This is a genomic window from Halapricum sp. CBA1109, from assembly GCF_009741825.1.
GTDB lineage: Archaea > Halobacteriota > Halobacteria > Halobacteriales > Haloarculaceae > Halapricum.
In genome coordinates this window covers 1-11,730 of sequence record NZ_WPCA01000002.1, presented here as the reverse complement: position 1 = coordinate 11,730, position 11,730 = coordinate 1, and the positions used below count along the sequence as shown (strand labels likewise).

Genomic DNA, 11,730 nt, shown 5'->3' with positions numbered 1-11,730 from the left:
CAGAGATGATGTCCGACGACACGAGCAGGAGCGAGGGGGTACCGGCAGCAAACGACAGTTCCTCGATCAGTCGCCGGCGGTTGCTCGCCGGGAGCGCCGCGACGGCCGCGACGATGGGAATCGCGGGGTGTGGCGGTGTGCTCGGCGGCGGCAGTTCCTCCGGCGCGGAGACCGTCACGATGCTGCTCACGCCCGGGACACCCAGTGACGCCCGGCGACGCTACAAGCCCGTCCAGAATCTCCTCAACGCCGAGGTCGACGGCGCGGAGTTCGAGATGACGGTCCCGACGGACTACTCGGCGATCCGTCCGGCTATGGAGAGCGAACAGGCCGAGATCGGAATGGACGACGTGACGGTGCTCTCGAAGCCGGATATGATGGATATCTACGGCACGACCGTCACCGGGGGGTCGGCGTTCTACTTTTCGATGATGGTCGTGCCGCCGGAGTCGACCATCGGCGGCCCCGAGGACGTCGAGGGCAAGACGTGGGCGTTCGCCGACCGGCTCTCGACCAGCGGTTCGATCTTCGCGCTGTACGCCCTCCAAGAGGCCGGACTCGACATCGGCGACGCGCCGAAGGGCGACCCGGTCGACTTCGACGGTAGCTGGACCGACCACGATCAGGCGCTCCAGCGGGTCAGCCAGGGCAAGGCAGACGGCGCGACGACCTGGAGCGGGAACGGCCTTCCTCACCTCCCGGAGGACCACGACCTGCCGGACCGCGTTCAGGAACAGGATTCGTTCATCGAGACGATGGGGACCGAGACGCCGCAGTTCAAGGCGGTCTGGTGGTCGTTCCCGATCCCGAAACAGCCGATGTACGCCCGCAAGAGCTGGGAATCCGACATCAAGACGGAGGCCGGCGAAGTGCTCCGGAACTCGACGAAAGACAAGATAGAGGAGCACTATCCGGACGACTACAACGAGGAGGAACTCCCGTTCACCACGTTGAACGACACCTCTATCGACGATTACCAGCCAGTCATCGAGCGGATGAACGCCGTCGGCATCGACCCCGCGGCGTAACAGACCACGTTCTGAGATGGAATTCCAATGAGTACACTCAAAATAGAGAACCTCTCGAAACAGTACGGCGACGTGACGGCGCTGGAGGACGTGTCCTTCGAGATAGAGGACGAGTTCGCGGTGTTGCTCGGCGAGTCCGGCGCCGGCAAGTCGACGCTGCTCCGGTGTATCAACGGGCTGACCGAACCCACCTCGGGGTACATCGCCCTCGACGGCGAGGAGGTCCGCGGCTCCCAGACGGACGTGGGGATGATCTTCCAGCAGCACAACCTCGTCGACGGCGTCTCGGCGTATCTCAACGCGCTCACCGGCTCGCTCGACCGCGTCTCGATGCTCAAGAGTATGCTCCAGTGGCAGTCCCGCGAGGACAAACTCCGGGCGCTCGAGGCCTTAGAGACCGTCGGGTTGCTGGATGAGAGCCACCAGCGCGTCTCCCAGATGTCCGGCGGCCAACAGCAACGGGTCGGCATCGCTCGCGCTCTCGTGCAGGACCCGCGGCTGTTGCTCGCGGACGAACCGGTCGCAAGCCTCGACCCCTCGAGCGCCGAGACGGTGATGGGCTACCTCCGGAAGGCCGCCGGCGAACACGACGTGACCGCCTTGGTGAGCCTCCATCAGGTGAACATCGCCGCGTACTTCGGCGACCGGTTCATCGGCCTCCGCGACGGCGAGAAACTGTTCGACGTCCGGCGCGAGGAACTCACACCGGAACTGATCGACGACCTCTACGGCAGCGTCGAGACCGTCGGCCTCGCCGATCAGGAGGAGACGGTCGAGGAGATACTACACGGCGACGGGGACGACCCGGACGACACCGCGCCGCCGGAGACCGTCCCGCAGGAGATCGAAGCATGAGCGCGCCGTCGTCCGACGATAACTCGATAGCGACGTACTTCGGCTACGGCGAGATCGGCGACTCCGACGCCGAACAGAAGCTGCAGGATATGAAACGCCGGAAGACCCGGCGGCGGCTCTGGACGCTGGCCGGCATCGTCGCCACCTACGCGCTGTTTTACGCCAGCCTGCTGGTCATCGAGTTCAACCTCGCGGAGTTGGTCGGGCAACTCGGCCAGTTCTACGATGCGCTGCTGGAGTACTTCCCGCCGACGACGTACTTCGGCATCCCGTTCGTCGACCTCGGCGCGTACCTCGACTTCATGATCGCGGAGAACCTGATCCTGACTATCGAGGGCGGACAGATCGTCTGGGGCGCGATGTTCGTCACGCTGGCCGTCGCCTTCGCCGGGACGGTGCTGGGCCTCCCGCTGGCGCTTTTCTTCGGCGTGATGTCCAGCGAACGGGTCGTCCCCTACCCGTTCAACTTCCTCTTTCGCGGGACGATGAGCCTCATCCGCGCCATCCCGGGGCTGGTGTGGTTCCTCATCCTGATCCCGCTGGCGGGCGTCACGCCCTTCACCGGTGCGCTGGCGATTATGGTCGACACCACCGGGTATCTGGGTCGGCTGTTCACCGACGAACTCGAGGAGATAGAGGACGGCCCCATCGAGGGCATCCGTTCGACCGGCGCGAGCCGCACACAGATCGTCTCCTTCGGGATGTTGAGTCAGGTGTTCCGGCAGTTCATCGCGTGGATCGCTTTCGACCTCGAACACAACGTCCGCGCGGCGGTCGGCCTCGGGATCATCGGGGCCGGCGGTCTGGGGCTCGAGCTGTACATCCAGCGCCAGACGTTCAACTACACCAATATGATGGCCTGTATCATCCTGATCTTCCTGCTGGCGGCCTCGGTCGAGTTGATCAGCCAGCGGGTCCGCTCGTCGCTCCGTGAGGACGACGACGTCGAGCAGTCGGGCATCCTCGAAGCCTTCGTCAACGCGCCGAAGAAGATCCTCACCTCGACGATGGGCCGCCGCGACCGATGACCTACTACGAGGCGTACGGCCCCGAGCGGACACGCGACCTCGGGCCCGAACCGACGCTGCACGACCCCGTCTCGATCACCGAGAGCGAACTCGGCGCGTGGACGGAGGTCCGCGAGCACGCGCGCCTGCACGAGTCGGCAATCGGCGACTACACGTACCTGATGGAGCGAGTCCAACTGGACCACGCGACCGTCGGGAAGTTCGGTAACGTCGCCGCCGACGCGCGGTTGGGGCCGACGAACCATCCCATCGACCGCCCCTCTGCCCATCACTTCACGTACCGCGCCGGGATGTACGGCCTCGGCGAGGACGACGACTCGGTGTTCGAGTGGCGGGCCGACCACCCGGTCGAAGTCGGCCACGACGTGTGGATCGGTCACGGCGCCGTCGTCCTGCCGGGCGTCACCATCGGTAACGGTGCCGTCGTCGGCGCGGGCGCAGTCGTCGCCGACGACGTCGACCCATACACCGTCGTCGCGGGCGTCCCGGCCGAACCGATCCGCCGGCGCTTTCCCGCGGACGTGGCCGCCCGCATCGAGGCGACCGAGTGGTGGGAGTGGGACCACGAGACGCTGGCCGACCGTCTGGAGTCGTTCCGTGATCTGGAGACGTTTCTGGATCGCCACGCTCCCGATGCGATCAACTCCGTGGCATCGGACTGACTCGTCCCGAGCGATCGACTGTAGGATCGATATCCCCCTCTGTACGTATGCCAGACGACGTATCTGAACGGCGCGCTGTCCGCCTGACCGGCGCGGTTGTTCTCGTGATCGGTGCCGCTCTCCTCGTCAACGTCGCCTTCGGCTTCGTGGAAGTGGGCGAGCAGCGCTACCGCTACCAGGCCGTCGATGCGACCCCCGGCGAGACGACGTTGTTCCCGGAAGACAGTCCCGACCACGTCGACGGCATCGACTGTCTGGACGAGGAGAGTCACCTCTGTGCGCTTGAGTTGTCGATGCTCGAACGCCAACCGCGGGCGAACGAGTCCACGCCGTCGGTGTCGGTGACGGTCTCTGCGTCCGTCGGCAGTAGCGACGTCCGGTTCGCGTTTCACAAGGGCGAGTTCTACCCGTTCGACGGCCAGTACTACGAACGGACGCACGAGGACGGTCAGATCGCCCTCCGGCCCGTCTCCGAGCGGGCGGTCTTCGAGCGAATCGCCGTCGGCACCGGGAGTCTCTCGGAGCCCGCTCGACGGGCGCTGTCCGGACCGACGACGGGCGAGCGACCGCTTGCCGCTGTTGGGACCGTGGTCCGGACCGACGACGGCTACGTCGTCCTGAAGAGCGACCGTCTCGACGATGGCGACCCGCTGTTGCGGTGGACGGCTATCCTCCTCCAGTTCCCCGTGGGGGCGACACTGAGCGTCCGCGGCTGGCGGTCGGTCCGGGACCCTCAGATCTCGGCGTGATCGGGCTGGACGCCCGAGTGGAGCCGGACCGCTAGTTCGGCGGCGTCGACCCAGTAGTAGATGGCCCGCTCCAGCGCCCGGGTGACGGCGACGAGGTAGCCGTACATATCGGGGTCGTAGGCAGTCACCAACTCGAACAACTCGTCCAAATCGCGGTGGACCGCCTCCTCCTCGTCCCGAAGCGTCTCGTGGGCGGCGAGTTCACAGTCGAACAGTATCGCCGAGAAGTAGTCGTTGATGGCCGCGCCGGACTCGAAGATGTCGGCCATCCGCTCGCCGACGATGCCCGTCGTGTCGGTGTCCTCGCGGTCGACCACGTCGGCGATGAAACAGGCCCGGTCGCCGATGATCTCCAGATCCGTGGCGATGGTTGCGAGGTCGGCGGCGACGCGGTTGCCCGGCCAGTCGGTCGTCAGCGTGTAGGATTTCAGTTCCGACAGCGTCGCGGCGTAGCGCTCGTTTGTCAGCGACTCCAGCGTCTCGGCCGAGCGGTCGACCGACTCGCCGGCGAAGGCGGCCCGCGCGGCGTCGTACTGTCGGGTCGTTACCGACTCCAGCCGGTCCAGAAGCGCTAGCACGTCCGCTCCGGGGCTGTCGTCCCCGGGTCCGCCGCGCAGTTTCGAGACGTGGTCGGCACTGGCGTACAGGGCGTCGTCGTCGACGACGTACCCCTTCCGGACCGCCCCCTCGGCTTTCAGTTCCTGGAGTAACTCCGAGAGGTACTGCTCGGAGATACCGACGGCGCGGGCCAGTTCCGCTTTCGTCTGCGGTGCCGTCCGGTCTATGGCCTCGACGACCTGTACACGCGTCGCCTCGCGGCCGCCGACGCCCAGCGAGCGCCCGTACATCTGGCGGGACATACCTGCCCGTCTCGACTGGCCGGCATAGGTGTGGTCAACAGACACTCCGGACTAGTCCGTACTCGACCCGTCCGGACCCGCCGCCGTCGTGGCCGCTCACCACACTCGATACGTATCTCTCCGTACCGGTATGGACGGGTCATACCAACGGTTAGGTCGGGCCCGGTCCCAGCGAGACTGTATGGAGACACGAAAGGTCCAGCTCTCCGGGGGAACGACCTACACCGTCTCGCTGCCGAAATCGTGGGCGAACGAGCACGGCATCGACGCCGGATCGACGCTGTCGCTGTACCCGAACGGGGACGGGACGCTGTTGGTCGAGGTGGACGCCGACAGGTCGACCGACACCCGCACGGCGACTATCGACATCTCCACGGCGTCGGCCGACGCTGTCCGACAGCGCATCCACGCGCTCCACGCCGTCGGGTTCGACGCGGTGACGCTACTCGACAGAGCGGGCCACGCTACCGAGACGCGCGCCCTGATCGAGGACACCGTCTCGAACCTCTCGGGGTTCGAGTTGCTGGAGGCCGGGGACACCCGAATCCGGCTGACCAACCTCATCGACGCCGACAACGTCGACATCCGGAAGTCGACGCTCCGGCTTCGCCTCGTGATGCTCGGGATGCACCGGGACGCGGTGACGGCGGTGCTGGACGGCGACGAGACGCTCGCCCGGCGGGTCGTCGACCGGGACAGCGAGGCGGACAAACTGTTCGCGATGGTCACCCGGCACTTCCGGCGGGCGCTGACGGACCTCCAGGAGGTCGAGAAACTGGGGTACAGCCGGGACGAACTGTTCGAGTACTACTACGTCAGTCGGCAGTTCGAACGCATCGCAGACCACGCCGAGAAGATAGCCCGGTTCGCCATCGACCCGGAGGCGACGGTCCCCGCGGCGTTCGAGGACCGGATCGACGCGGTGGCGTCGGACGCCAGACAGGTCGTCGACACGGCGGCTGACGTTGTCCTCGCCGACGCCGACATCGAGGCGGCACACACGGCGCTTGCGACCCGGACGGAACTGGCGGCTGACCTCCGGGCGCTGGACCGCGACCTCTACACGCACGACGACCCCGCCGAGGCGTACGTCGTGGGACTCCTGCTGGACAGCATCCGGCGGACGGCTGAGTACGGCGGCAACGTCGCCGACATCGCAATACAGCAGGTCACTCGGGCGTGTACCTGCGCCGAGTAGCTACCCCCACTTTCGGCCCACCCGCTGGGGCCCTCATCGTAATTCGGGCGGACCGGCCGGTAACTGTACATCTGGTTTTCCCGATTCGATATTCTCAGCTGACTGTGTTGGACGTGTGAAATCATTCTCTGGCCGTATAGGGCGAGCACAACACTGAAGTCAAATCGAGATATACCGATACGTATGTCGATACTCGACCGGCTGTTCGGCACGGAGTCACGCGACGAGAGCTGTTGTGATATGCAAATCGAGGAAGTCGACGACGGGGACGACTCGGCCGACGGGCCGATAGACGAAACGGGGGACTGAGAACGGATGGCTGACGACCCAAACGCGGCCACAGAGCGGGACTCGGAGTCGGCGAGTGGGACGCTCCGGCGGATGGAGCCCGACCGTTGTTGTGACGGCCACTTCCCGGAGACGCGGCGTCCCGACGACGACGTGGTCGAGGCCGAACTCTCGGCGTTCAAAGCGCTGGCGAACGAGAAACGACTGGCCGTCGTCCACGCGCTTCGACAGGGGGAACTCTGCGCGTGTGAGCTAGAGACCGTGCTGGACGCGCCACAGTCGACCGTCGCCTCGCACTTGCGGAAACTCAAAGACGCGGGTATCGTCCACACGCGAAAGGAGGGCAAGTGGACGTACTACCGCATCGCGGACACGGCGAGTCTCCAGTTGCTCGATCTGGCCGCGGCGCTGGGTGATGCCGAGTGATACCGCCCGGGACGCAAGCGGCGTTGCTGGATTCGTGGGAGTACTTCCTCCACCTTGCGATAGTTCTCACGCCGCTTTTCATCGGTGCCTCGTTCCTCGTCGGCCTCGCACAGGAGTACCTCCCGCCGGAACGCGTCGAGGCGCTCTTGCAGTCGCGCGACCACGGCAGCGGCAACGTTCTCGCCGCCGGTCTCGGCGCGGTGACGCCCTTCTGCTCGTGTTCGACCGTCCCGGTCCTCGCCGGGCTGCTCGGGGCCGGTGCGCCGACCGGGATGGCGTTCTCGTTCCTGCTCGCCTCGCCGATCGTCAACTGGATCGCGGTGCTGTTGTTGCTCGGTCTGTTCGGTCCGGGCGTCACCGCGGCGTACGTGACCACTGCACTGGTCGCGGCCGTCGTCGGCGGGATGATAATCGGCACGTTCGACCTCGAACCGTACATCAAAGACGTCCGGATAACGGCCGGCGGGCGAGAGATAGCGACGGACGGCGGCGCGGCCGCGACTGGCGGCTGTAGCGACTGTGGGTCGGCCGTCGAAAACCGGACGCACACCGAGCGCGTGAGTGCGGCCGGGACCGGCGCGCTCTCGTTTTTCAGGGAGACGCTGCCGTACATCGCGGTCGGTATCGCTATCGGCGCGCTGATCCACGGGGCAGTGCCCGCGGAGTACCTCCAGCGCATCGCCGGGCCGGGGAACCCGCTCGCGACGCCGATTGCGGCAATCGCCGGTGCGCCGCTGTACGTGAGTATCAGCGGGATGTTGCCCATCGCGCACTCGCTCACGCAGGCCGGGATTCCAATCGGGACGGTCATCGCCTTCGTCATCGGCGGCGCGGGAATCAGCATCCCGAACCTCATACTCCTGAACAAACTCTTCGAACGCCGGTTGCTGGCCGTCTACGCGACGACCGTCGTGACCATCGGAATCACGGTGGGCGTGTCGTTCAACACCGTGTTCGCCGGCCTGCTGTGAGCATCGGGACTGGGTTCGCTCCCCGCGGTCGGCTCGCGTGAGTCTCCGAAACAGCCGCCGGCGACAACGAGACGGTCTGCGGTATCGCCCGGATCGACGGCGCTCTCAGCGGCCCTTCGCGTCATCGGGTCGTCGAAGCGTGACCTCGATACACGTCCCGTCGTCGTGTTCCGGCACCGTGAGCCGTCCTCCGAGGCTCTCGACGATACAGTACGTGAGCCACAGTCCGAGTCCGCCCCCGTGTTCCAGCGGCGTTTCGTCCCCCGACGACAGCACCGCTCGTTCGTTGTTGGGCAGTCCGGGACCGTCGTCCTCGATCCGGACCGTCGTACTGTCGTCGACGAGCACAGTGACGGTTATCGACGGCCGTTCGCCGGCGTGTTTGGCCGCGTTGTCCAGCAACTCCGTTATCGCCGTCTCCAGCGACGGCGAGGACCGCGCCGTCGCTGTCTCCGGCGTCTGCACCGTTATCGTCGCCCCGGGATACTCGTCGTCGATCCGGGCGGCGGCGCGGGAGACGACCGGGACGACGTCCGCCGTCGTGATCTTCGGCGGCGCTTCGAGGGTCGTCTCGAACTGGCGGGCCGTCTCGCTGAGCGCCAGCAACTGATCCGACTTGTCGACGATTTTGCGTGCCTGTGTCGCTCCCTCGGCGTCGAGCGTCTCGTAGAGCATCTCCGCGTACCCCCTGATCACGGTCATATCGTTCCGCAAGTTGTGCCGGAGCACGCGGTTGAGGACCTGAATCATACGCTGGCGGCGGTGGCGGTCCCGTGCGTCCCGGGCGATACCCTGCAGTCCGACGATGTCGTCCGGGGTGCGTTCGGCCGGCGACACCGTGCCAGAGTACAACGGCGTCACCCGAACGTCCACGAGCACCGATTCACCGTTCTCGTGTTCGAGCGGAAAGAACTCCCGAACGACCGTATCGCCCGCCATCACCGCCTCGTATATCTCCGCGGCGTACCCTCTCGTCTCCCGGTCCGGCAGGACGAACGCACACGACTGCCCGATGCACTCCGAGGCGGAATAGCCGAGGAGGTCCGTCACGGTGTCTGAGACGTACGTGATCTGTCCGCCCGGGTCGATCTGAAACACCAGATCGAAACTGGCGTCGACGACCGCGCGGTAGACCTCCTCCTGTGTGTCTATCTCGGCTTCGCGGTCATCCAACTCGCGTTCGTACGACTGCTGTTCGAGGATCTGGCCGACGAGTCGGGCGGCGAGTTCCACGAAGTAGCTTTCGGCGTCCGAGAACCCGCCCGGGCGCGTCTCGGTGTCGGCGAAACAGACGGTCCCGTACGTCTCGCCTTTGACGACGACCCGTGCGCCGATGTACGCGCCCAGACCGAACGTCTCGACGGCCGACCCGGAGACCGACGACGAGCCCACGGCGTCCTGTATCGCAAGCGGGCTCTCTAGTTCGACCGTCCGGCGGCAGTAGGCGTCGTCGAGCGGACACGTCTCGCCGGGTTGGATCAGGTCGTGCTCTCCCGTGGCTCGAACGACGGTCTGTGTGTCGTCCTCGATCCGAGTGAAGAACCCGATCGGTAGCCCGAGATAGTCGACACCGATATCGAGAGCGTCGTCGATGCGGCTCTCGACCGACACCTCCGAATCACTGAGAACCGCATAGAGTCGTTCCCGATACTCTATGCCACCCATTATTGTATCCTACGGGTGAACCCTCCTAACCCTTACTGTGGTGTGTCTGGGCTCGTCTGACTACCCAGCCGGAACCGTGTCCCGGTCGACTGGGACCGGCGCCACTCCTACCTGTCGAGCAGTCGGACGGGGTGTGCCGGCCGGCGGGAGAGCAGGTCGTCCAGTTGTTCGAGACAGGACGTGCCGCTGGCGACGACGGTGCGGTCTGCGGTGTCGTCGGTCCGGAACTGCTCGACGAGGGACTCGCCGACGTCGACGCTGAGGTCGTAGTATTCGGACTTGTAGCCGAAGCTCCCGGCCATCCCGCAACACTCCACGTCGGAGGTCACCACGTCGAACCCGCGGTCTTCGAGCACCGCGACGGTGTGGGGTTCGAGGCCGAGCGTACGCTGCTGGCAGTGGCTGTGGTAGGCGACTCGCTCGCCGTCGCCGTCGGGGAGGGCGTCGGCGTCCGCGCCCGCCTCCAGCAGGCCGTAGACGTACTCCATGATCTCGTAGCTGTGGGCCTCCAGCGCGGCGAAGTCGTCCTCGGGAAGGAGCCGTTCGTACTCCCGGTGGAACATCGCGAGGTCGGAGGGCTCGATGACGACGACGTCGTGGTCGGCCGCGACGGCGGGCGCGAGCGCCTCGTAGACGGCTTCTGCGTTCTCCCGCGCGGTCGCTATCATCCCCTGTGAGAGCGGGGCGCGGCCGCTCTCGCCGGCCGCGGGAACGTCGACACGAACATCGAGGGCTTCGAGGACGCGGATGGCGGCTTTCCCGCGGTCGGTGCGCACGTAGTTGGTGTAGGCGTCGGGGTAGAGCGTGACCTGCCGGCGGGCGTCCTCGGGGCGGACGCGCGGGCCGCGGTCGTCGAACCACTCGACGAGGGATTCGCGCTCGAACGACGGGAGTTCGCGGCGGCTGTCGACCCCGAGGGTCCGCTCCATCACCGACCGGGCGGGGCCGGCCCGGGCGACCCAGTTCGACAGCGGCGCGAACGCCGAGCCGAGCCTCGCCAGCGTGTCGAAGTTCCCGAACAGCCGCTTCTGGAGGTCGACGCCGCCCGGTTCCGCGTCGGGGGTGAGCCCCTCGACGAGGAAGTCGAGGTTGCCTTCCTCGCCCCGGTTGATGCGGTCGCGGACGACGGTGTTGATCCACGGAATGTCGATGTTCACCGGGCACTGGTTCACACAGCGGCTACACCCCGTACAGAGGTCGTTGAACTCGGCGGCGCTGTCCTGTCCGTGGACGCCGGCCTCCCACCCGGTGGCGATGCCGCCGGAGTACGTCTCCCCGCCGAAGGCGTGTCCGCCGACGTGCTGAAAGTTCGCACACGAGTTGGCACACGCCGAACACCGGATGCAGTACAGCGTCTCCCGCAACTGGTCGTCCTCGCGCATCGCCATCCGGCCGTTGTCGATCAACACGAGGTGGAACTCGCGGTCGTCGCCGGCGGCCAGTTCCCCGTCGTCGCCGGCGGTCGGGGAGTCGCCGGGCGGCGTGAACAGCGAGACGTAGGAGGTGATGTCCTGTCCGGTCCCCGACCGGCCGATGAGTTCGACGAACGGCTGGAGGTCCTCGACGCTCGGGATGATCTTCTCGACGCCCGCGACGGCGACGTGGGTGTCCGTCGCCTGCACGCACTTCCGGGCGTTGCCCTCGCTGGTGACCAGTGCCATCGTCCCGGTGTCGGCCGTGAGGAAGTTCGCGCCCGTCATCCCCACCTCGGCGTCGGCTATCCGCTCGCGAGGTGTTCCCGGGCGAACCGCGTCAACTCCTCGGCGGTTTCGAGTCGCTGGTCGGGGTTGAACACCTCGTTGAACAGCGCCGCAATCTCCTCGCGGGACTTGTGGATGGCCGGCGCGACGATGTGGGAGGGGGCCTCGTCGGCGACTTGGAGGACGAACTCCGCGAGGTCGGTCTCGACGACGTCCGCGCCGTCGGCTTGTAGGGCCTCGTTCACCTCGATTTCCTCGCTGGTCATCGACTTCGATTTCACCACGTTGCGGCCGTCGACG

General features: G+C 66.4%; 11 protein-coding genes and 1 pseudogene. 9 read left to right on the top strand and 3 right to left on the bottom strand.

Annotation, left to right across the window (positions count from 1 at the left end):
* Window positions 1–8: 8 nt before the first annotated feature.
* Genes GJ629_RS00295 through GJ629_RS00275 form a run of 5 tightly spaced genes read left to right on the top strand, consistent with a single transcriptional unit; the run spans window position 9 to window position 4,322 of the window.
* A complete protein-coding gene (locus GJ629_RS00295) occupies window positions 9–1,028 on the top strand; it encodes a PhnD/SsuA/transferrin family substrate-binding protein (protein ID WP_231754395.1) in 1,020 nt (339 codons plus the stop codon).
* A 27-nt stretch (window positions 1,029–1,055) separates the two neighbouring features.
* Window positions 1,056–1,883 carry a phosphonate ABC transporter ATP-binding protein gene (locus tag GJ629_RS00290; RefSeq protein ID WP_197428339.1) on the top strand — a complete coding sequence of 276 codons (828 nt, stop codon included), beginning with the start codon at window positions 1,056–1,058 and terminating at the stop codon, window positions 1,881–1,883.
* Window positions 1,880–2,911 carry a phosphonate ABC transporter, permease protein PhnE gene (phnE, locus tag GJ629_RS00285; protein WP_157511222.1) on the top strand — a complete coding sequence of 344 codons (1,032 nt, stop codon included), beginning with the start codon at window positions 1,880–1,882 and terminating at the stop codon, window positions 2,909–2,911. Before GJ629_RS00290 ends, phnE begins: the two co-directional genes overlap by 4 nt.
* Window positions 2,908–3,573 carry a DapH/DapD/GlmU-related protein gene (locus GJ629_RS00280; RefSeq protein ID WP_157511221.1) on the top strand — a complete coding sequence of 222 codons (666 nt, stop codon included), beginning with the start codon at window positions 2,908–2,910 and terminating at the stop codon, window positions 3,571–3,573. Before phnE ends, GJ629_RS00280 begins: the two co-directional genes overlap by 4 nt.
* A 47-nt stretch (window positions 3,574–3,620) precedes the next feature.
* Window positions 3,621–4,322, top strand: a complete 702-nt coding sequence (locus GJ629_RS00275) for a hypothetical protein (RefSeq protein WP_157511220.1) — start codon at window positions 3,621–3,623, stop codon at window positions 4,320–4,322.
* On the opposite strand, the gene GJ629_RS00270 is transcribed toward GJ629_RS00275, so the two are convergent.
* Window positions 4,307–5,182: a helix-turn-helix domain-containing protein gene (locus GJ629_RS00270; protein ID WP_157511219.1), complete on the bottom strand. Its 876-nt coding sequence runs from the start codon at window positions 5,180–5,182 to the stop codon at window positions 4,307–4,309. The genes GJ629_RS00275 and GJ629_RS00270 overlap by 16 nt on opposite strands.
* Window positions 5,183–5,363: 181 nt before the next feature.
* Here GJ629_RS00270 and GJ629_RS00265 point away from each other — a divergent pair, with 181 nt between their 5' ends.
* The 4 genes from GJ629_RS00265 to GJ629_RS00255 all read left to right on the top strand — a co-directional run bounded on the left by GJ629_RS00265 (window position 5,364) and on the right by GJ629_RS00255 (window position 8,065).
* A complete protein-coding gene (locus GJ629_RS00265; protein WP_157511218.1) occupies window positions 5,364–6,380 on the top strand; it encodes a phosphate uptake regulator PhoU in 1,017 nt (338 codons plus the stop codon).
* Between the two features lie 183 nt (window positions 6,381–6,563).
* A complete protein-coding gene (locus GJ629_RS17400; protein ID WP_255475181.1) occupies window positions 6,564–6,689 on the top strand; it encodes a hypothetical protein in 126 nt (41 codons plus the stop codon).
* Between the two features lie 6 nt (window positions 6,690–6,695).
* Entirely contained in the window at window positions 6,696–7,094 is a 399-nt protein-coding gene (locus tag GJ629_RS00260; protein WP_157511217.1) for a metalloregulator ArsR/SmtB family transcription factor, read from the top strand.
* Window positions 7,091–8,065 carry a permease gene (locus GJ629_RS00255; RefSeq protein ID WP_370515729.1) on the top strand — a complete coding sequence of 325 codons (975 nt, stop codon included), beginning with the start codon at window positions 7,091–7,093 and terminating at the stop codon, window positions 8,063–8,065. Before GJ629_RS00260 ends, GJ629_RS00255 begins: the two co-directional genes overlap by 4 nt.
* Window positions 8,066–8,170: 105 nt before the next feature.
* Here GJ629_RS00255 and GJ629_RS00250 read toward each other — a convergent pair whose 3' ends face one another.
* Complete coding sequence (locus GJ629_RS00250) at window positions 8,171–9,730, bottom strand: ATP-binding protein (protein WP_157511216.1); 1,560 nt, start codon at window positions 9,728–9,730, stop codon at window positions 8,171–8,173.
* 107 nt (window positions 9,731–9,837) lie between these two features.
* Window positions 9,838–11,730: pseudogene (locus GJ629_RS00245) on the bottom strand (LUD domain-containing protein); the annotation flags it as partial.